The sequence below is a fragment of the Streptomyces echinoruber genome, assembly GCF_014651135.1.
GTDB lineage: Bacteria > Actinomycetota > Actinomycetes > Streptomycetales > Streptomycetaceae > Streptomyces > Streptomyces echinoruber.
The window spans coordinates 157,579-178,271 of record NZ_BMWH01000008.1 but is presented as its reverse complement, the minus strand read 5'-3'; the positions used below and the strand labels follow the sequence as shown (position 1 = coordinate 178,271).

18 protein-coding genes are annotated in these 20,693 nt (G+C 72.8%); 11 read left to right on the top strand and 7 right to left on the bottom strand.

All coding sequences use genetic code 11. The features are described 5' to 3' along the window. Nucleotides 1–10 precede the first annotated feature (10 nt). A complete protein-coding gene (locus IE225_RS13400; RefSeq protein WP_190057691.1) occupies nt 11–1,099 on the top strand; it encodes an NAD(P)-binding domain-containing protein in 1,089 nt (362 codons plus the stop codon). 154 nt (nt 1,100–1,253) lie between these two features. Here the strand turns inward: IE225_RS13400 and IE225_RS13395 are convergent, their stop codons facing one another. Further along, nucleotides 1,254–3,059, bottom strand: a complete 1,806-nt coding sequence (locus tag IE225_RS13395) for an ABC transporter ATP-binding protein (RefSeq protein ID WP_190057690.1) — start codon at nt 3,057–3,059, stop codon at nt 1,254–1,256. A 176-nt stretch (nt 3,060–3,235) separates the two neighbouring features. Here IE225_RS13395 and IE225_RS13390 point away from each other — a divergent pair, with 176 nt between their 5' ends. The 4 genes from IE225_RS13390 (at nt 3,236) to IE225_RS13375 (ending at nt 8,468) form a co-directional block, all read left to right on the top strand. Next, nucleotides 3,236–3,685 (top strand): MarR family winged helix-turn-helix transcriptional regulator, encoded by a 450-nt coding sequence (locus IE225_RS13390; RefSeq protein ID WP_190057689.1) that lies wholly within the window; start codon nt 3,236–3,238, stop codon nt 3,683–3,685. A 365-nt stretch (nt 3,686–4,050) separates the two neighbouring features. Then, nucleotides 4,051–5,859, top strand: coding sequence for an ABC transporter ATP-binding protein (locus IE225_RS13385; protein WP_190057688.1), 1,809 nt, complete (start codon nt 4,051–4,053; stop codon nt 5,857–5,859). Continuing rightward, on the top strand, nt 5,856–7,655 hold the full coding sequence (locus tag IE225_RS13380; RefSeq protein ID WP_190057687.1) for an ABC transporter ATP-binding protein: 1,800 nt from the start codon (nt 5,856–5,858) through the stop codon (nt 7,653–7,655). The genes IE225_RS13385 and IE225_RS13380 overlap by 4 nt, the downstream gene beginning before the upstream one ends. Nucleotides 7,656–7,997: 342 nt before the next feature. Then, nucleotides 7,998–8,468, top strand: coding sequence for a DUF5709 domain-containing protein (locus tag IE225_RS13375; protein WP_190057686.1), 471 nt, complete (start codon nt 7,998–8,000; stop codon nt 8,466–8,468). 278 nt (nt 8,469–8,746) lie between these two features. Here the strand turns inward: IE225_RS13375 and IE225_RS13370 are convergent, their stop codons facing one another. Next, a complete protein-coding gene (locus tag IE225_RS13370) occupies nt 8,747–9,541 on the bottom strand; it encodes a metal-dependent hydrolase (RefSeq protein ID WP_190057685.1) in 795 nt (264 codons plus the stop codon). Between the two features lie 145 nt (nt 9,542–9,686). Between IE225_RS13370 and IE225_RS13365 the strand changes: the two genes are divergently transcribed. Next, the gene (locus IE225_RS13365; RefSeq protein WP_190057684.1) at nt 9,687–12,203 is read left to right on the top strand and encodes a DEAD/DEAH box helicase; all 2,517 of its coding nucleotides are present in this window, start codon (nt 9,687–9,689) and stop codon (nt 12,201–12,203) included. 19 nt (nt 12,204–12,222) lie between these two features. After that, nucleotides 12,223–13,089: an acyl-CoA thioesterase gene (locus tag IE225_RS13360; RefSeq protein ID WP_190057683.1), complete on the top strand. Its 867-nt coding sequence runs from the start codon at nt 12,223–12,225 to the stop codon at nt 13,087–13,089. Between the two features lie 328 nt (nt 13,090–13,417). On the opposite strand, the gene IE225_RS13355 is transcribed toward IE225_RS13360, so the two are convergent. Next, the gene (locus IE225_RS13355; RefSeq protein WP_190057682.1) at nt 13,418–13,831 is read right to left on the bottom strand and encodes a roadblock/LC7 domain-containing protein; all 414 of its coding nucleotides are present in this window, start codon (nt 13,829–13,831) and stop codon (nt 13,418–13,420) included. 159 nt (nt 13,832–13,990) lie between these two features. Here IE225_RS13355 and IE225_RS13350 point away from each other — a divergent pair, with 159 nt between their 5' ends. Further along, nucleotides 13,991–14,419 carry a PPOX class F420-dependent oxidoreductase gene (locus tag IE225_RS13350; RefSeq protein ID WP_190057681.1) on the top strand — a complete coding sequence of 143 codons (429 nt, stop codon included), beginning with the start codon at nt 13,991–13,993 and terminating at the stop codon, nt 14,417–14,419. Between the two features lie 22 nt (nt 14,420–14,441). Here IE225_RS13350 and IE225_RS13345 read toward each other — a convergent pair whose 3' ends face one another. Further along, entirely contained in the window at nt 14,442–15,047 is a 606-nt protein-coding gene (locus tag IE225_RS13345) for a GTP-binding protein (protein ID WP_190057680.1), read from the bottom strand. Between the two features lie 739 nt (nt 15,048–15,786). Here IE225_RS13345 and IE225_RS13340 point away from each other — a divergent pair. After that, a complete protein-coding gene (locus IE225_RS13340; protein ID WP_190057679.1) occupies nt 15,787–16,386 on the top strand; it encodes a class I SAM-dependent methyltransferase in 600 nt (199 codons plus the stop codon). 332 nt (nt 16,387–16,718) lie between these two features. Here the strand turns inward: IE225_RS13340 and IE225_RS13335 are convergent, their stop codons facing one another. Further along, nucleotides 16,719–17,624, bottom strand: coding sequence for an oxygenase MpaB family protein (locus tag IE225_RS13335; RefSeq protein ID WP_190057704.1), 906 nt, complete (start codon nt 17,622–17,624; stop codon nt 16,719–16,721). Between the two features lie 97 nt (nt 17,625–17,721). Between IE225_RS13335 and IE225_RS13330 the strand changes: the two genes are divergently transcribed. Both IE225_RS13330 and IE225_RS13325 read left to right on the top strand, forming a co-directional pair. Beyond that, entirely contained in the window at nt 17,722–18,018 is a 297-nt protein-coding gene (locus IE225_RS13330; protein ID WP_190057678.1) for a hypothetical protein, read from the top strand. Between the two features lie 135 nt (nt 18,019–18,153). Then, entirely contained in the window at nt 18,154–19,008 is an 855-nt protein-coding gene (locus IE225_RS13325; RefSeq protein ID WP_190057677.1) for a hypothetical protein, read from the top strand. 45 nt (nt 19,009–19,053) lie between these two features. On the opposite strand, the gene IE225_RS13320 is transcribed toward IE225_RS13325, so the two are convergent. Then, nucleotides 19,054–19,236, bottom strand: coding sequence for a tail-anchor membrane protein (locus IE225_RS13320; RefSeq protein WP_190057676.1), 183 nt, complete (start codon nt 19,234–19,236; stop codon nt 19,054–19,056). A 282-nt stretch (nt 19,237–19,518) separates the two neighbouring features. After that, complete coding sequence (gene xylA, locus IE225_RS13315; RefSeq protein WP_190057675.1) at nt 19,519–20,685, bottom strand: xylose isomerase; 1,167 nt, start codon at nt 20,683–20,685, stop codon at nt 19,519–19,521. Nucleotides 20,686–20,693 lie beyond the last annotated feature (8 nt).

The window sequence follows — 20,693 nt, the reverse complement described above, 5'->3', positions numbered from 1 at the left end:
TGGTGAAGACGTGAACCACACCGGGGTGCGCGAGGTCGAGGCCGTCGTCATCGGCGCGGGCCAGGCGGGCCTGTCCGCCGCCTACCACCTGCGCCGCACCGGGTTCGCCCCGGGCCGGGACTTCGTGGTCCTCGACCACTCCCCCGGCCCGGGCGGTGCCTGGCAGTTCCGGTGGCCGACGCTGACGTACGGCAAGGTGCACGGGATGCACGCGCTGCCCGGGATGGAGCTGACGGACGCCTATCCGGCGCGGCCCTCCGCCGAGGTGATCGGCGCGTACTTCGCCCGCTACGAGCGCGCCTTCGGCCTGCGCGTACGGCGCCCCGTGGACGTGCGGGCCGTGCGCGAGGGGTACGACGGGCGGCTGCTCGTCGAAACCTCCGAGGGAGTGTGGGCGGCGCGGGCGCTGATCAACGCGACCGGCACCTGGGAGCGGCCGTTCCGGCCGCGCTATCCCGGGCAGGAGACCTTCCGCGGGCGGCAGCCGCACACCGCGCAGTACCGCGGGCCCGAGGAGTTCGCCGGCCGACGGGTGGTGGTGGTCGGCGGGGGCGCCTCCGGCACCCAGCACCTGCTGGAGATCGCCCCGTACGCGGCCGCCACCACGTGGGTGACCCGGCGGCCGCCCGTCTTCCGCGAGGGTCCCTTCGACGAGGAGGCCGGCCGGGCCGCGGTCGCGCTGGTGGAGGAGCGGGTGCGGCGGGGGCTGCCGCCGCGCAGCGTGGTGTCGGTGACCGGGCTGCCGCTGAACGACGCGATCCGGCAGGGCCTGGCGGACGGCGTGCTGCACCGGCAGCCGATGTTCGGCCGGATCACGCCGGACGGGGTGGCGTGGCGGGATGGGCGGCACGTGGCGGCCGACGTCATCCTGTGGGCGACCGGGTTCCGCCCCGCCCTGGACCACCTGGCGCCGCTGCGGCTGCGCGAACCGGGCGGCGGCATCCGCCTGGAGGGCACCCGCGTGGCCGCCGATCCGCGCGTCCACCTGGTCGGCTACGGCCCGTCGGCCAGCACGATCGGCGCCAACCGGGCCGGGCGCGCGGCCGTCCGGGACGTCCGCCGGCTCCTGGTCGCCGACGGGCAGCCGGCCGCGGCCTGATGGATCGTCAGTTTCCGGTCGTCGACTCCGGCCGCCCGCGCCGGGCTGCGCACCGGTCCATGGGACGCCGTCCCGGGCCGGGGCGCTGCGTCGCGGAGAGTCCCTGTGCCGGCGGCCGCGGCGACCTGCGCCTCACGACCTGTGCGGCAAACCGTCAGTCCGTCGGTTCCAGGCGGGCGTCCCGCCGCACGAGGGCCGCGTACCGGCCGCCGAGTTCCAGCAGCTCCTCGTGCGTGCCGCGTTCGGCCACGCGTCCGGAGTCGAGCACCACGATCTGGTCGGCACCGCGGACCGTGGAGAGGCGGTGGGCGATGGTGAGCGTGGTGCGGTTGGCCGACAGGGCGTCGATGGCCTCCTGGACGGCGGCCTCCGTGCGGGTGTCCAGAGCGCTGGTCGCCTCGTCGAGGATGAGCACCGGCGGGTCGCGCAGGATCGTGCGGGCGATGGCCAGGCGCTGCTTCTCACCGCCGGAGAAGCGGTGGCCGCGCTCGCCGACGATCGTGTCGTAGCCGTCGGGCAGCGACATGATGTGGTCGTGGATCTGGGCCGCCCGCGCGGCCGCGTGCAGCTCCTCGTCGGTGGCGTCCGGCTTGGCGAAGCGGAGGTTGTCGGCGACCGAGGCGTGGAAGAGGTACGTCTCCTGCGAGACGACGCCGACCGCCCGGGCGAGGGTGTCGAAGTCCAGGTCGCGCACGTCGACGCCGTCGAGGGTGACCCGGCCGCCGGTGACGTCGTACAGCCGCGGCACCAGGTAGCCGAGCGTGGACTTGCCGGCGCCGGTCGGGCCGACGATCGCGAGGCTGCCGCCGGCGGGGACGGTGAGGTCGATGTCGTCCAGGACGGGGGCGGACGTGTCGTCGTAGGCGAAGCGCACGTTCTCGAAGCGGACCTCGCCCTTGACGTGGTCGAGGTGGACGGGGTCGGGGCGTTCGGTGATGTCGACGGGCAGGTCGAGGTACTCGAAGATGCGCTGGAAGAGCGCGAGCGAGGTCTGGATCTGCACCCCGGTCGACAGCAGGCTCACCGCGGGGCGGAACAGGCCCTGCTGGAGCGAGACGAACGCGACGATCGTGCCCAGGGAGACCTTGGACCAGCCAAGCTGGAGGGCGAGGCCGGCGGTCCAGTAGATGACGGCGGGCAGGGCGGCCATGACGATGGTGATCACCGCCATGCGCCAGCGCCCGGCCATGTTCGACCGGACCTCCAGCTCGACCAGCCGCTCGGACTCCTCGGCGAAGGTCCGGGTCAACGAACCGGAGCGGCCCATGGTGCGGCCGAGCAGGATGCCGCTGACGGACAGCGACTCGGTGACGGTGGCGGCCATCGCGGCCATCTGCTTCTGCCGCTGGGTGGTGATCCGCTTGCGCTCGTTGCCGACGCGGCGGCTGATCCACACGAACACCGGCAGCAGGAGCAGGGAGACCACGGTCAGGCGCCAGTCGAGCGCGATCATCGCGACGACGGTGGCGACCACGCTGGTGAGGTTGGAGACCAGGGAGGTCGCGGTGGAGGTCACGGTCGCCTGCATGCCGCCGATGTCGTTGGCGATGCGGGACTGCACCTCGCCGGTGCGGGTGCGGGTGAAGAACGCCAGCGACATCCGCTGCAGCCGGCCGTAGACGGCGGTGCGCAGATCGTGCATCACGCGCTGGCCGACGGTGGTGGAGATCAGGGTCTGCAGCACGCCGAAGACGCTGGTGAGGACGGCGCTGAGGATCATCCCGAGGGCGAGCAGGCTCAGCAGGCCGGTGCGGCCCCGGGGGATGGCGACGTCGAGGGTCTCCTTCAGCAGGAACGGCGTGGCGACCGAGACCAGTGAGGAGGCGCCGACCAGCAGTCCGACGACCGCCAGGCGGCCCCGGTAGGGGCGGAAGAGGCGCAGGATGCGGCGCACCTGCCGGGGCCGGTCCTGGCCGGCGTCCGGGGGTGGCGTCCAGGCGGGTTCGCGATCGGGGTGCATGGGCTCCTTCGGGAGAGCGGAGGGGTGGCGGGCCGGAAAGCCGGAGCGGGAGCGGGAGCGGGAGCGGAGGATGGTCCGCGTCGGGTGCCCCGTGGCAGGCCGGTGACGCCGCCTGACGGATCCTAGCTCATTGTTACCTATATTCACAATGAACCATGTCCTGATATGGTTCCGGCATGACCACCCCCGACCCCGACGGTCTGCTCGCCGAGCAGCTGCTGCTGCTCACCCGCCGGGTGCACCGCATCCAGAAGCGCCACCTGCAGCGCGGCGAACTCGGCATCACCCCCGCCCAGTCCCGGCTGCTGCGCACCCTGGCCCGCTACGACTCCCCGCCGCGCATGGCGGACCTCGCCGAGGCCCTGGAGGTGGTCCCCCGCGCGGTGACGAGCGTGGTCGACGCCCTGGAGGCGAGCGGCCGGGTACGACGGGTCCCCGACCCCGCCAACCGCCGGGTCATCCGCATCGAACTCACCGACGACGGCCGCAAGGCCCTGCACGAACTGCACGCCGCCCGCCGGGCCGCCGCCGAGGAGATCCTGGCCCCCCTGACGGGCGAGCAACGCGAGATCCTGGGCGGGCTGCTGGACACGCTGGTCGGAGAGGCGGCGGAGCGGCGCTGCTGAGCGGCCCCGGCCGGGGTGTTGCGGCGCCGCCGCGGGTGGCCGAATTGCCGGGCGGCCGAGTTGCCGGAGTGCCGCGCGATCGGGTTGCCGGAGTGCCGAGCGGTCGGGTTTCCGGATGGCCGAACGGCCGGATTGCCGGACAGGCGGATTGCCGGGGTGCCGGGCGGCCGGTTCTGCGCGGTGGAGCGAAAAGCGTTTGCTTCCCGCCACGGTATGCGGCGACTCTTTCACAATCCGTTGCCGCTCCCGTGCCCTCTTGCGCCCTTTCCCGTCTGCCGGTGGCCGACCACCTGCCGGCCGCTTGCTAGCCGCCCGTCCGCCCGCCGCCGATCCGCGCCCGCCTCCGACACAGTCCCTGGGACGTCATGCAGATCCAAGATCTTCCGTATCCCGATCCGGGCGTGCCCGACGCGCGCTCCGGTCCCCGGTTCCTATGGTGGCTGGGCCGGAACCAGCTGACCGGCCAACTGAAGTCCCTGGCCTGGGGCCTGCTGCACTTCCTCTCCGTCTCCCTCCTGCCGTTCTGCGTCGGTCACGCCGTCCAGGCCGTGGTCGACCGCTCCGGCGGGCGGCTCGCGGCGGCGGGCGGCCTGATGGCGCTGTGCGGCGCGGGCATCGCCGTCGGCGACACCTTCCTGCACCGCGCCGCCGTCACCAACTGGATCACCGCCGCCGCCCGCGTCCAGCAGCTGCTGGCCCGCCATGCCGCCCACCTGGGCTCGGCGCTGACCCGCCGCGTGGCGGCCGGCGAAGTCGTGGCCGTCTCCACAGGCGACGTCGAGAAGATCGGCTGGTTCGTGGAGGCCGTCTCCCGGTTCACGGCCGCGGCGCTCACCGTCGTCCTGGTCTGCGCCGGTCTGGTCGTCTACCAGCCCGCGCTCGGCGTCGTGCTCGCCGTGGGCCTTCCGCTGCTCGCGATCGCGGTGCTGCCCCTGCTGCCCCGGGCCACCCGCCGTGCCGACGTCCAGCGCGAGAAGGCCGGCCGCGCCACCGAGCTCGCCTCGGACACGGTGGCGGGCCTGCGCGTCCTGCGCGGCATCGGCGGCGAGGAACTCTTCCTCGACCGCTACCGCCGCGCCTCCCAGGAGGTGCGGCACGCGGCCGTGCGCAGCGCCCGCATGTGGTCCCTGATCGCCGCGATCCAGGTGCTGCTGCCGGGACTGCTGCTGATCGCGGTCGTGTGGTACGGCGTCCACCTGGTCCGCCAGGGCCGGATCGGTGTCGGCGACCTCGTCACCGTGTACAGCACGGTCACGGTCCTCGCATACCCACTGCACCACGTCGAGGAGATCGCGATGGCCTACTCCTTCTCGCGGCCGTCCGCCCGGCGGGCGGCCCGCGTACTGTCGCTGGAGCGGGCCACCGACGCCGCCGGGACGCACACGGCCGGTGCCACGCCCCACGGCGACCTGTACGACCCGGCCAGCGGACTGCTCGCGCCGGCCGGCCTGCTCACCGCCGTGGTGTGCGGCGACCCGGACGCGGCCGGCCGGCTGGCGGACCGGCTGGGCGGACACTCCGCCGAGCCGGGCCCGTCCGTGCTGCTGGGCGGCGTACCGCTGGACGACCTGCCGCTGGCCGGCGCCCGCACCGCCGTCCTGGTCCAGGACAAGGACCCCGTGCTGCTGTCCGGTTCGCTGCGCGCCCTGCTCGACGTGCCGCGCTCCGGCGCCGTCACCGCCGAGGACGCGCTGGCCGCGGCCCAGTGCGAGGACGTCCTGGCGGCACTGCTCCAGGGCTCGCCCTCCGCCGCGGAACCACTGGACGCCCGCCTCACCGAACGCGGCCGGTCCCTCTCCGGCGGCCAGCGCCAGCGTCTCGCGCTGGCCCGGTCCCTCGTCACCGACCCCGAGGTCCTCGTTCTGGACGAGCCGACGTCGGCGGTCGACTCGCACACCGAGGCCCGCATCGCACAGGGCGTCCGGCGGCTGCGGGCGGGGCGCACCACGGTGGTGTTCACTTCCTCACCGCTCCTGCTGGACCGGGCCGACCGGGTCGTGCTCGTCCACGAGGGTTCGGTCGCGGCGGTCGGCGTCCACCGGAAGCTGCTGCGCGAGGAGCCCCGGTACCGGGCCGTCGTGACCCGGGAGACGGAGGAAGACACCGCCGCCCGCGGTGCCCTGAGGGGAGACGACGTGGTCGACGGCCTGCGGCACATCGAGGAGACCGCATGATCGGCGTGACACCGCCCACCTACGACCCGGCGGCCCCCACCACCGCCACCACGCTTCCCATCGGCGCCCCGGCGACCGTACGCGCCTACGTCGTGGAGCTCCTGCGCCGCCACCGCCGCGCCTTCCTGCTCCTCGTCACCGTCAACACGGTCGCCGTCCTCGCCTCCATGGCGGGCCCGTACCTGCTGGGCGGGCTGGTGGAGCGCGTCTCCGGCCAGGACGGCGGCGGCGCCGGCGGGAGGGAGGTGCACCTGCCGCTCACCGTGGCGCTGTTCCTGCTGGCCCTGCTGGTGCAGGCCGGGTTCGTGCGGCAGGTGCGGCTGCGCGGCGCCATGCTCGGCGAGCGGATGCTGGCCGACCTGCGGGAGGACTTCCTCGTCCGCTCGGTGGGCCTGCCGCCGGGCGTCCTGGAGCGGGCCGGCACCGGCGACTTGCTCTCCCGCATCACCACCGACATCGACCGGCTCGCCAACGCCATGCGCGAGGCCGTGCCGCAGCTGGCCATTGGTGTCGTGTGGGCGGTGCTGCTGCTCGGCGGTCTCGTCGTCACCGCGCCGCCGCTCGCGCCCGCCGTCCTGCTCGCCGTGCCGCTGCTGGTGGCCGGCTGCCGCTGGTACTTCCGGCGCGCCCCGTCCGCCTACCGCTCCGAGGCCGCCGGGTACGCCTCCGTCGCCGCCGCGCTCGCCGAGACCGTGGACGCCGGGCGCACCGTCGAGGCCCACCGGCTCGGCGACCGCCGCGTCGCGCTGTCCGAACGGCGGATCAAGGAATGGACGGCCTGGGAGCGCTACACCCTGTGGCTGCGCTCCGTGCTCTTCCCCGTCATCAGCGTCACCCATGTCACGGTCCTCGCCTCCGTGCTGATGATCGGCGGCGTGTTCGTCCTGCACGGCTGGATCGGTGTCGGCCGGCTCACGACGGGCGCGCTCCTCGCGCAGATGCTCGTCGATCCGGTGGGCCTCATCCTGCGCTGGTACGACGAGCTCCAGGTGGCCCAGGTGTCGCTGGCCCGCCTGGTCGGGGTCCGCGAGATCGAGCCGGACGCCGGGGACGCCTCCCTCGCGCCCGGTGGGCGCCTGCTGCACGCGGACCGGGTGTACTTCGGCTACCGCGAGGGCCTCGACGTGCTGCGCCAGGTGTCGCTTCAGGTACCGCCCGGCACCCGACTGGCGCTCGTCGGACCCTCCGGCGCGGGCAAGTCCACGCTGGGCCGGCTGCTCGCCGGGGTCTACGCACCCCGCGACGGCCGCGTCACCCTCGGCGGCGCCGAACTGTCCCGCATGCCCGCGGAACGCGTCCGCTCCCACGTCGCCCTGGTCAACCAGGAGCACCACGTCTTCGTCGGCTCCCTGCGCGACAACCTCCGCCTCGCCCGCGCCGACGCCGGGGACGCCGAACTGTGGGCGGCCCTCGGGGCGGTGGACGCGGACGGCTGGGCGCGGGCGCTCGACGACGGCCTGGACACCGAGGTCGGCTCCGGCGGCCTGGCCCTGACCCCCGCCCAGGCCCAGCAGGTCGCGCTGGCCCGGCTCGTCCTGGCCGACCCGCACACCCTGGTCCTGGACGAGGCGACCTCGCTGCTCGACCCACGTGCCGCCCGGCACCTGGAGCGCTCCCTGGGCCGCGTCCTGGCCGACCGCACCGTCGTGGCCATCGCCCACCGGCTCCACACCGCCCACGACGCCGACGTCATCGCCGTCGTCGAGAACGGCCGCATCACCGAACTCGGCAACCACCACCAGCTCGTCGCCGTCGACGGCGCCTACGCGGCGCTGTGGCGGTCCTGGCACGGCTGACCGGCGGACCCCGGCGGCGCGGGCAGGTGCAAAGAGGGCGCGCGGGCGGCAGCACGGCAGGAAGCCGCCTGGGCGACACGAGCGGTGGGACTGCCGCGGGGTGCCCGAGAGGTGCGGGCGGCAGCCCAGCCGGCGCTCCGACCGCGGGGCGCCGGTGCGGTGCCGCGACCGACCGCACCGTTGCGCCGGACGGAACGGGGGTGGAAGGCTGGAAGTCGGCACCCGCTCGGGGGACGTCCGGGAAGCCTTCCCCGCCCACCGGACGGCGCCTGTGCCCTGTGCGTCGGCGCGCTGCCGCCGACCGCGGTGAGAACGGGCTCGGTCCGACCCCTGGAGGTACCCGTGGACAGCGCCGACGGATGGGGAGACGACGTCTACCAGCCCGACGGATCCGAGATTCAGGACGACGCGGGTCTGCTCGACGCGGAGGACACCCTGGAGTACGACAACGTCGGCGACCCCCTCGACCGGGGCTGGTCTCCTCCGGAGCGGCCGTGGGCGGTCGACCACACCGGCGTGACGGCCGCGGAGCGCCTGCGCGGGCAGACGCTGGAGGAGCGCCTGGCCCTGGAACTGCCCGACCTCGTCGCGCCCGACGGCGACGGCATCGGCGACTGCCGGGGCACGGACGGCGAGTTGCTGGACAACGAGGTGGGAGCCGTCCGGTCCGGCCGTCTGGTGGCACCCGACGAGGGGGTCCACGAGGACGAGGAGGCCGCCCTGGTCGCCATGGACGTCGGCATCGACGGCGGGGCGGCCTCCGCCGAGGAGGCGGCGGTGCACATCGTCGACGAGGACGCGCTTCCCGGCTGACGGCCACGAGCCGGCCCCCGTCCGTCCCCGTTCCGGGCCGTGCGGACCGGTGCCCCTGCTCGCCGCCGTCGCCGCCGTCCCGTGGGCCGTCACGGGGGTTCGGCGGGCCGTGCCACGCTCTTCTTCTCCTGTGTCCAGTTCTCCGCCGCGCTCCGGGTGCGGCCCTCCGCCGCGCCGCGTGCGGGCGGCCCCTCCGCCGGCCGGCGCACGGTCCGTCCGGAGCAGCGGTCCCCGCGCCGTCGTACGGGTCCGGGCCGGGTTCGGATCACGCTGCGGGATCAGATCACGTTGAGCGCGGCCGCGCAGCCGACTCCGCCGAGCACCATGAACACCGGCATCAGTACCTTCAGCTCCACCCAGCTGCCCGCCCGGAACCGCAGGGACTTCGGCGGACCCACCGGGTACCAGCGCTTGCGGCCCACCGGGATCGGCCACAGGATCGGGCAGCCCGACACCGTCAGCGCGTCCCCGATGTCGTGCACGAGAGCCCCCAGCACGATCGGCAGGCCGAGCCAGAGGTACTCCTGGCCCGGCGAGCCGAACAGCCAGTCGGAACCGCCGCCCGGCTCGTCGAGGATGCCGGCGAGGATCCACGCGGTCGTCGCGGCCAGCAGCCAGACCAGTACGTCGCTGCTGGAGCCGCGTGCCGCCCGCCACAGCAGGCCCTCGATGGCGAGCACCATGTGCACGAACAGCAGCGCCAGCACCGCCCAGCGCCCGCCGGTGACCGCCACCACCGAACTGCCCGCGCCGATCAGCACCGCCCACAGCCAGGTGTGCGTCAGGGTCCGGTGCCCGCCCGAGCGCCGCGGGTCGCCCTGCTTCTTCGTCGCCTTGTAGACGGCGTAGGAGAGCTTGTCGACGATCTCGCACAACCACTTCGACAGCGGCCCGAAGGAACGCGAGATGGTCGCGGCCTTGTGGTCGAGGTCGGGGGCGAGCGCGGCGCCGGCGCAGATCAGCGCCCCGGACAGCAGCACCGGCCAGGGCATCGGGTGCCCGGCCGCCGCGACCGCCGCGCCCACGCCGAGCCAGGCGGCCGCGCCCGACAGTGAGTGTGCTGGTCCCATCATGGCCGTATTCCGCCCCATTTCTCGTGTACCGTCGGCCGATTGCCCGCGCGCGCCTGCGCGGCGCCGGCGACACAGCGTAGCGTTCGCGATCTTCGGGTGGGGATCCGATTCCCGGATCAGGCAGGAGGCCAGGCAAGATGGGGGCGTGAGTCTCATCGATCAGCTGCCGCCGACCGCCGACCCCGACGCCCTGTACGAGGCCTTCGAGTCCTGGGCCCAGGAGCGCGGTCTCACGCTCTACCCGCACCAGGAGGAGGCGCTGATCGAGGTGGTCTCCGGTGCCAACGTGATCGTGTCCACGCCCACCGGCTCGGGCAAGAGCATGATCGCGGCGGGTGCGCACTTCGCCGCGCTGGCCCGGGACGAGGTCACCTTCTACACCGCCCCGATCAAGGCGCTGGTGTCGGAGAAGTTCTTCGAGCTGTGCAAACTCTTCGGCACCGAGAACGTCGGCATGCTCACCGGTGACGCGTCCGTCAACGCGGACGCGCCCGTCATCTGCTGCACCGCCGAGGTGCTGGCGTCGATCGCGTTGCGTGACGGCAAGGACGCGGACGTCGGCCAGGTCGTGATGGACGAGTTCCACTTCTACGCGGAGCCGGACCGCGGCTGGGCCTGGCAGATCCCGCTGCTGGAGCTGCCGCAGGCGCAGTTCGTGTTGATGTCGGCCACGCTCGGCGACGTCTCGTTCTTCGAGAAGGACCTCACGCGCCGCACCGGCCGCCCCACCGCAGTGGTCCGCTCGGCGACCCGCCCGGTGCCCCTGTCCTACGAGTACCGGCTCACCCCGCTCACGGACACCCTCACCGACCTGCTGCAGAACCAGAAAGCGCCGGTGTACATCGTCCACTTCACCCAGGCGCAGGCGGTGGAGCGGGCGCAGGCGCTCATGAGCATCAACATGTGCTCCCGTGAGGAGAAGGAGCAGATCGCCGACCTGATCGGCAACTTCCGCTTCACCAGCGGCTTCGGCCGCAACCTCTCCCGCTACGTGCGCCACGGCATCGGCGTCCACCACGCCGGCATGCTGCCGAAGTACCGGCGCCTGGTGGAGAAGCTCGCGCAGGCCGGCCTGCTGAAGGTGATCTGCGGCACCGACACCCTCGGCGTGGGTGTCAACGTGCCCATCCGCACGGTGCTGTTCACGGCGCTGACCAAGTACGACGGCAGCCGGGTGCGTACGCTGCGGGCTCGCGAGTTCCACCAGATCGCCGGCCGCGCGGGACGGGCGGGCTTCGACACGGCGGGCTACGTGGTGGCGCAGGCCCCCGAGCACGTCATCGAGAACGAGAAGGCGCTCGCCAAGGCCGGCGACGATCCGAAGAAGCGCCGCAAGGTCGTCCGCAAGAAGGCACCGGAGGGCTTCGTCGGGTGGACGGAGAAGACCTTCGAGAAGCTCATCGAGTCCGAACCGGAGCCGCTGACGTCCCGTTTCCGGGTGACGCACGCGATGCTGCTGTCGGTGATCGCCCGTCCCGGCAACGCCTTCGAGGCGATGCGGCACCTGCTGGAGGACAACCACGAGCCGCGCAAACAGCAGCTGCGGCACATCCGGCGCGCCATCGCCATCTACCGCTCGTTGCTGGACGGCGGCATCGTCGAGAAGCTCGACCGGCCGGACGCCGAGGGCCGCATCGTGCGCCTCACCGTCGACCTGCAGCAGGACTTCGCGCTCAACCAGCCGCTGTCCACCTTCGCCCTCGCCGCGTTCGAGCTGCTGGACCCGGAGTCGCCGTCCTACGCGCTGGACATGGTGTCGGTCGTCGAGTCGACGCTGGACGATCCGCGGCAGATCCTCGCCGCCCAGCAGAACAAGGCGCGTGCCGAGGCAGTGGCCGCGATGAAGGCGGACGGTGTCGAGTACGAGGAGCGCATGGAGCGCCTCCAGGACGTCACCTACCCCAAGCCCCTCGAGGAGCTGCTCCTGCACGCGTACCACACCTACCGCAGGAGCCATCCCTGGGTCGGCGACCATCCGCTGTCGCCGAAGTCGGTCGTACGCGACATGTACGAGCGGGCGCTGTCCTTCACCGAGCTGGTCTCCTTCTACGAGCTGGCCCGCAGCGAGGGCATCGTGCTGCGCTACCTCGCCAGCGCCTACAAGGCGCTGGAGCACACCGTCCCGGACGACCTGAAGTCCGACGACCTGCAGGACCTGATCGCCTGGCTCGGTGAGATGGTGCGCCAGGTCGACTCCAGCCTGCTGGACGAGTGGGAGCAGCTGGCCAACCCCGAGGAAGTCACCGCCGAGGAGGCACAGGAGCAGGCCGACCAGGTCAAGCCGGTCACCGCCAACCCGCGTGCCTTCCGCGTCCTGGTCCGCAACGCCATGTTCCGCCGGGTGGAGCTCGCCGCGCTCGACCAGGTGGAGGAACTGGGCGCGCTGGACGCCGAGTCCGGCTGGGACGCCGAGGCGTGGGGCGAGGCGATGGACAAGTACTGGGAGGAGTACGACGACCTCGGCACCGGTCCCGACGCCCGCGGCCCCAAGCTGCTGGTCATCAAGGAGGAACCGGAGAACGGGCTGTGGCGGGTGCGGCAGATCTTCGACGACCCGAACGGCGACCACGACTGGGGCATCAGTGCGGAGGTCGACCTCGCGGCCTCGGACGCCGAGGGCCGGGCGGTCGTGCGCGTCACCGATGTCGGCCCGCTGAGCTGAGCGCAGGAGAAACCCGGTCATGACGAACCCGGCCGAACGCCTCGTCGACCTGCTCGATCTGGAGCAGATCGAGGTCAACATCTTCCGCGGCCGCAGTCCGCAGGAGTCGCTGCAGCGCGTCTTCGGCGGCCAGGTGGCGGGCCAGGCCCTGGTCGCCGCCGGGCGCACCACTGACGGTGAGCGTCCGGTGCACTCGCTGCACGCGTACTTCCTGCGCCCGGGCCGGCCGGGCGTGCCCATCGTGTACCAGGTGGAGCGGGTGCGGGACGGGCGGTCGTTCACGACGCGCCGGGTCACCGCGGTGCAGCAGGGACGCACGATCTTCAATCTGACCGCCTCCTTCCACAAGCCTGAACAGGGGAGTTTCGAGCACCAGCTGCCGCCGGCCCGCCGGGTGCCGGACCCGGAGTCGCTGCCGACGGTCGTGGACGAGATCCGGGAGCATCTGGGCACGCTGCCGGAGCAGTTGGAGCGGATGGCGCGCCGCCAGCCCTTCGACATCCGCTATGTGGACCGGCTGCGCTGGAGTGCCGAGGAGATCAAGGGCGCCGAGCCGCGCAGCGCTGTGTGGATGCGCGCGGTCGGCCCGCTCGGCGACGATCCGCTCGTGCACACCTGCGCTCTGACGTACGCCAGCGACATGACCCTGCTGGACGCCGTCCGCATCCCGGTCGAGCCCCTGTGGGGGCCGCGGGGCTTCGACATGGCGTCGCTGGACCACGCCATGTGGTTCCACCGGCCGTTCCGCGCGGACGAGTGGCTGCTGTACGACCAGGAGTCACCGATCATGACGGGCGGCCGGGGCCTCGCCCGTGGACGCATCTACGACCGGCAGGGGCGTCTGCTGGTGTCGGTCGTGCAGGAGGGTCTTTTCAGGCCGCTGTGACCCCGTGGGCGGCCCCTGGGCAGCAGCCGGCCCGGCACAGGCTTCGGGGCCGCTCGGGGCTCGTCCGCGGCGGCGCGGACCGTACCGGTACTGCCCAGGTGCGCGGCGGGCTCCGGCTCGTGTCGCTTCGGCTCGGGTTCGTGCACCGCCCGGCTCGGTGCGTACGCGGCGGTCCGCGGCATGGTGATGGTGTCGCCCGGCATGGTCGGTCTCCCCCGTGGATCGGTGGCTCACGCCTGGTGCGCAAGCCGTGACAAGACCGTAGCCGCTTCGGCCGATTTCGTGGTGAGCCTGTGGAAAACTCCGCACGGCACGACGAATGCCCAGGTCAGAGGCCTGTCGACGGTGGGCGTTCCTGATGGCGGGGGTCCACTCCGAGGTGCTCTCCGACGCGCTTGACGAGGCGGGTCATCTCGTAGGCGATCCGGCCGGCGTCGGCCTCCGCGCCGCTGAGGACGCACAGGCAACTGCCGGAGCCGGCCGCGGTGACGAAGAGCATCGCGTCGTCGAACTCGACCACCGTCTGACGCACCCCGCCGGCCCCGAAGTGCCGTCCCGAGCCCTGCGCCAGGCTGTACAGCCCGCTGGAGACGGCGGCGAGGTGTTCCGCGTCCTCCCGGCGAAGTCCCGTGCTCGCACTCGTCACCAGCCCGTCGGTGGACAGGACCAGCGCGTGCCGCACGTGGTCGACCCGCTCGATCAGGTCGTCCAGCAGCCAGCCGAGTCCCTGGTTGCGCGCCATGATGCGGTCTCTCCCCGTGTTCCCCGTGATACCCCGTGTCCGCGTCTTGCCCCGTGCTTTCCGCGTGTTCGCCTGTGCATGACCCGCGGGTCCCCTCCCAGCGGGGGGACTCACGCCAGCCTTCCCCACCTCCGGCGTCCCGGCAAGCAGGATGAGGACATGGCACAGAAGATGACCGACGAGGAATGGCGGGCGTTCGTCTCGCACGGCACCCGCACCGGAAAACTGTCCACGGTCCGCGCCGACGGAAGCCCGCACGTGGCGCCGGTCTGGTTCCTGCTCGATGGAGACGAGGTGGTGTTCAACACCGGAAAGGAGAGCGTGAAGGGGCGCAATCTGACCCGCGACGGTCGGGTCGCCCTGTGCGTGGACGACGACCGGCCGCCGTTCGACTTCGTGGTACTGCAGGGCCGCGCCCGCATCTCGGAGGACCTGGACGAGATCAGGCACTGGGCCACCCGGATCGCGGCCCGGTACATGGGCGAGGACCGCGCCGAGGAGTTCGGCGCCCGTAACGGTGTCCCGGGCGAACTGCTGGTGCGGGTCGCCGTCGACAAGGTGCTCGCGCAGAAGGCCGTCGCCGGCTGAAGCAGGGGCTCCGGCCCGTTCCTCAGCTCACCGAGTCGAGCAGCCGGGCGGCGTGCATCCGCCCGGCGTACTCGACCAGCCGGACGAGCACCTCCTTGCACGAATCGCGGTTGCGGGCGTCGCACAGGACCACGGGCGTTCCGTGGTCGAGGTCCAGGGCGCGCTCGATGTCGGCCGTACCGTAGGCGCGCGCTCCGGCGAAGCAGTTGACGGCGACGACGAACGGGATGCGGCGGTGCTCGAAGTAGTCGACGGCGGGGAAGCAGTCCGCCAGTCGCCGGGTGTCCGCGAGGACCACGGCACCGAGGGCGCCCTGCGCCAACTCGTCCCAGAGGAACCAGAAGCGGTCCTGTCCGGGGATGCCGAAGAGGTACAGGGAGAGCCCGGAACGGATCGTGATGCGGCCGAAGTCCATGGCGACAGTCGTGGTGACCTTCCGGTCCACACCGTCGGTGTCGTCCACCAGCCGGCCGGCCTCGCTCAGCAGTTCCTCGGTGCGCAGCGGCTTGATCTCGCTGACGGCACCGACCAGGGTGGTCTTGCCGACACCGAATCCGCCGGCGACCAGTACCTTCAGCGCCAGGGCGTCCGTCTCGTCGCCCTGAGCGTCGGTGTGCTCGGTGACCATGGATCCCTTCTCTCGAAAGTGCCGCAACGGTTGGGTCGGGAACGGCCTGGTCGGGAACGGTTGGGTCGGGGACGGTTGGGTCGGGGACGGTCGGCGGCAGGAGGAACGGCCGGGCCGGGGCAACGGTCCGGTCCGGGGACAGCGGCCGGCTTCGGGAACGGACGGCCGTGCCGCGGCGCGCGGCCGGGTCGGGGTATGCGGACGGATCGGGGTGTGCGGACGGGACCTGCCCGTGGCTTCTCCGGAGTCAGCATGATGGCAACGGCGGGCTGTCCACCGGGCGCCGTGACCGGTATTGCCCGCTCTGATCGATCAGTGGTCGCGCGTGCCCGGTGGACGACGCAACGCGGTGCCGTGTCGGCCCGGATGCTTGCGCCGACCGCGCCGCATCGTCGACCGCCGCACCGCAACGCCCTTGGTTCCTCGGCCACTTCGCGCGGAATCCGTTCACGCGGGATCCGGTCGCCCGGAGGCCAGGCGGGCGGTACGGGCGGGTCAGGGTGGCGTGGTCCAAGCGCCCCATGGATCGAGGACGCCGTCCCCGGCGGGGACGCACGCGGGAGGGGCACGCTTCGGAACCTGCCGGGCCACGGCATCGAGATGTGCCGGAACGACCGCCTGCCACCCGAACGTGCGCGTGCCGGTTTCACCCGTGCCGGTGACGGCGTCACTTCGCCGGTACGCCCATCACTCCTCCCAGCGAGAGTGCGGTCCGCAGGAGCGGGGGATCATGCTAAACATGAGCGACGACCACACACGTGTCCGAGAGTTCTTCACCGCCCGCGCGGCCGACTGGGACAGCCGCTTCCCCGACGATGCGCCCTCCTACGCGGCCGCCGTCGGGGAGATGGGTCTGCGGGAGGGCGACCGGGTGCTCGACGCGGGATGCGGCACGGGGCGGGCGCTGGCTCCGCTGCGCGCGGCCGTGGGACGTTCGGGAGTGGTCGTCGGCGTCGACCTCACGCCGGCCATGCTGCAGGCCGCCGTGCGGGCCGGACGGCACCGTGAAGGGCTGCTGCTGCTCGCCGACGTCACCGCACTGCCGCTGCGGTCCCGGTCCCTCGACGCCGTGTTCGCGGCGGGCCTCGTCGCCCACCTGCCCCATCCGGACGAGAACCTGCGGGAGCTGGCGCGCGTGGTACGCCCCGGTGGCCGACTGGCGCTGTTCCACCCCGTCGGCCGCGCGGCCCTCGCGGCCCGCCAAGGGCGTCGGATCACCTCGGACGACCTGCGCGCAAAACCCAATCTCCGTCCGCTCCTTGCGGGTTCCGGATGGCGCATGACGTCGTACGTCGACGAGGACGACCGTTTTCTGGTGCTGGCGGTGCGCGAGGAGTGATCCCACCGCGCTGCGTCGGCCGCCCGCCCAACCGGCCGAGCACGGCATCACCGACGAGAACCACCGGTTCACGGCGTCGGCCTTTCTCAGGTGTCTGGCACACCTCAGGTGTCTGGTGACTCTCAAGTGTCCGGCGGCCCCGGCCGCCCGGGTGGCCGCTCCGCGGCGCCGGCTCCCTTCCTCGAGACACTCGCCGGCTTCTTCCACACCGCTGGTCGGCCGTCGCGTACCAGGGAGCCGGGCGTCCCTTTCGGGCGGGGCGTCCTGACGGTCGCCGCGCCAGGGCTCGGGCGAAGGTCAGCCGACCGCGGAACGCCGCCGACGCACCAGGCTCACTCGGCAGGGCGAGCTGCCGGCGCGTCCGTGGAGCGCACGGGGCAGCCTCGGACGCCGGGCACCGGGCGGGTGCCCAGATCGGCCAGCCGGTAGCCGTTCGGGTAACTCCTGATCTCCCAGTTCTGCCGGGCGAAGTGGGGCGCGCGCCGCGGCGGCAGCAGCCGGACCAGACGCCCGCGTGCCCGTACCGCGCGGTGCACCAGGGCACGGGTCATGGGGCCCGGCGGGTCGTAGCGGAAGGCCCGCTGCAGCGGCTCGTCGAGCAGGGCCACGGTCGCGGTGCGCAGCAGGGGGGCCAGGGGGCGCGGATACCAGGAGGTCATGAGCGCGAGCGTGGCGTCGGAGACCCGGCGCGCCTGCTCGTCCCAGCCGAAGTGGGCCTCCTCGTAGGCGTCGAGGACCGCCTCGAACTCCTCGTACGACTCGGGGATGTCCTTGATGCCCATGTGCCGGCCGAGCGTCCGGTAGTGGACGGTGGAGGCGACGACCTCGTGGCGGGACAGCCGTCGCCAACCGTAGGCGTCGATCCAGCGCTTCGGCATCACGACGAACGTGCACAGAACGTAGCGCATGTCGTCGTTGGTGATGTCGTAGCTGCGGTGCATCTGGTTGATGCGGCGGATCGCCGTGCGGCCCTGCTCGGACGCGAAGCCGTGCTCGACGACCGCGTCGAGGAGCAGAGCCGTGTCGTCGTAGCGTTTCTGCGTGCGGTCGGTCAGTTCCGCGGTCTCGGCGAGGAGCCGGCCGATGCTGGGTACCGCGTAGGTGCGGAACAGCGCCAGTTCCAGGGAGCGGGTGAAGTCCCAGGGGAACTCGTAGGCGACAGTGAGGCGGTAGATCTCCGCCGCGTCCGCCACCGGGTCCATTCCCAGGATGCGCTGGAGTCGCTCGAACCGCCGCACCGCACCGTCCCCCTTCTGCCGCCGGAACTCCAACTCTACGGTGAGTGGCAGCACGTGGACGCGTGGCGACCAGGAACCCGGCAGGAGGGTGATCCGGATGTTCGGAAGGCTTCGCAAGTCGTTCACCAGAGGCGTCTCCTTCCTGCGCGCGGAGCCGGGAGCCGGACGGAGCACACGGACGCCCAACCTGTTCGAGGCCGCGGCGGCCTACGTGTCGGCCTGCGCGGAGGACGACCAGGAGCGGATCGAGGAGGCCGCGGGCTGGGTGTCGCCGGAGGCGCTGTCGTTCGGCGTGCGGGAGCTCGCGTGCCGGGCCGTCATCGCCCTGGCGCGGGAACGCGGCGAGTCGCCGCGGACGGTGGCCCGGACGCTGCTGGGCCTGCCGACCGCCTGACTCGCCGGGCGACAGGTGGTGGTTTCGTCCCTCCCGGCGGAAAACCGCAGTTCCGGGTGCGGTTGAGGGTGGTGACAAGCGCCTTCCGTGCGCATTAGGGTGCGCGCCGTTGAAGCAACCGATGGGGAGGCTGGGATGGCCGGGACGGACGAGGACGCCGTCGCCGCCGCGGACGATGCGCTGTACGTGCTCACGGCGGTACTGCTGACGCCGGCGCAGTTCCCGAGTGTGCTGGGTGACGACTACCCGGAGGCGTGCGCCGCGCTCGGCCTGCTGCCGCGCGCCGAGGGCTACGGCCTGGTGCTCGGCCAGGACGGCGACGGAGCGCGGTGGACGGTCGTGATCGACGACGTCTCCCTGGTCGCGGTCGCCGTCGCGGCCTGGGACTGCGGCATGGAGCACGACCTGTCCCCCGACGAGAGCACGGTCATCACCGCTCTGCCGGGCTGGCCCCTCGCGGTGGCCGTCGCGGCTCCCGGCGTGCCCGCCCCGCACGACCCCGCTCCCGAGGTCACCGACCGTCCTCCGCTGGCCCCGCCGGACACCAGCACCTGGGGTCCCGCCCAGCGGCGGCTGGGCGCCGACGAGATCGCGCTGCAGTGGTCGACGTGGCGCGACCAGATCGACGACTCCCGTTTCGCGAGTCCGACGGCGGCCCCGGCCGCCGGTGACGCCGGCGATGACGCCGTTTCCGACGAGGCCGGTGACGAGCCGGGCGGGAGCCACAGCGGCCTGCGGCGGGCCCTGGCCGAGGCACGCGCTTACATCGACTCGCCGCCGCCGCTCGGACGCGTCCGGTCCTCGTTCGCGCCGGGCGACGCGCGGACCTTGCGCGCCGACGGCCCGGGCTGGTCGCTGGTCGCCCGCACGGACGACATCGCGTTCGTCCTGCTCGACGAACAGCCCGGTGAGGTCCTGCCGGTCGGTCGGGGCCCCCAGCTGCCCGGGCTGCTGGAAGCGCTGGACAAACTGGCCGTACGCCCGCTGTGAGGCGCCGGCCGGCGCCCACCGCCGGTGGGCCGGACCGTCAGCTCGTCAACGGCCCAGCTCCTTGCGCGTGACCCGGCGGAGCCTGCGCCGCTGCGACGGGTCCAGGGTGAGATACGCGGCGGTGGGCACTCCGAGGACGATCAGCAGCGCGGCCCACCAGGGCAGCCAGATCAGCAGGATGAGCCCGACCGCCACACCTCCCGCGGCGATTTTCGCGTTCCTCGACATCTCAGTCGCCTCCTTCGCGGCCCTTGCCGCTCTGGCTGAAGAACGGGCCCGCGCTTCCGGCGGTTCCGGCTCCTGCCCCTGAGACGTCCCGGAGACGCATCCCCTAGGGGCATCGGGCGTCCGGGGTACCGTCCGGCGACGGCCGGCGGGGCGGGGCCCGTCCCGCGCGGAAACCGGTACGGCGCCGTGCCGACGACCGTGCGTACGGTTCCGGCGGATCCCGCGCGGGGCCGCCGGAAGCACCCGCCGCACCGGTCGTGCGGCGCGGGCACGCGCCCGTGCTCAGCCGCGGGCGCCCAGGAGGTGGTCCATGGCGAGCTGGTCGAGACGCTCGAAGGCCATGCCGCGCGCGGCGGCCGCCTCCACGTCGAACTCCTCGAAGGCCGAGCGGTCCGCGAGCAGCGCCTCGAGGCCGTCCTCGGCGGTGGGCTGCGCCAGCTGGTCCAGCCGCGCGGCGCGCAGCGCCTCCTGCACCTCGGGGTCGGCGCGGAAGGCGGCCGCGCGCTCCTTGAGTATGAGGTAGTTGCGCATGCAGCCCGCCGCCGACGCCCACACGCCGTCGAGGTCCTCGGTCCGCGGCGGCTTGAAGTCGAAGTGGCGCGGCCCCTCGTAGCCGGCGCTCTCCAGCAGGTCGACCAGCCAGAACGCGGCGCGCAGGTCGCCGGCGCCGAAGCGCAGGTCCTGGTCGTACTTGATGCCGGACTGGCCGTTGAGGTCGATGTGGAAGAGTTTGCCCGCCCACAGGGCCTGGGCGATGCCGTGCGGGAAGTTCAGGCCGGCCATCTGCTCGTGGCCGACCTCGGGGTTGACGCCGAACAGCTCCGGACGCTCCAGACGCTCGATGAAGGCCAGCGCGTGACCGACGGTGGGCAGCAGGATGTCACCGCGGGGCTCGTTCGGCTTGGGCTCGATGGCGAAGCGGATGTCGTAGCCCTGGGAGGTGACGTACTCGGCGAGGAGGTCGAAGGCCTCCTTCATACGGTCCAGAGCCGCGCGCACGTCCTTGGCGGCACCGGACTCGGCGCCCTCGCGCCCGCCCCAGGCCACGTATGTCCTGGCACCCAGCTCCACCGCCAGGTCGATGTTGCGGATCGTCTTGCGCAGCGCGTAGCGGCGTACGTCGCGGTCGTTGGCGGTGAACGCGCCGTCCTTGAAGACGGGGTGGGTGAAGAGGTTGGTGGTGGCCATCGGCACGGTCATGCCGGTGGCGTCCAGCGCCTGGCGGAAGCGCTTGATGTGCGACTCGCGCTCGGTGTCCGAGGAGCCGAAGGGGATCAGGTCGTCGTCGTGGAAGGTCACCCCGTAGGCACCGAGCTCCGCCAGGCGCTGCACCGTCTCGACCGGGTCGAGAGCGCGGCGCGTGGCGTCGCCGAAGGGGTCCCTGCCCTGCCAGCCGACGGTCCACAGTCCGAAGGTGAACCTGTCCTCGGGGGTGGGCTGGTAGTTCATGCCGCGGC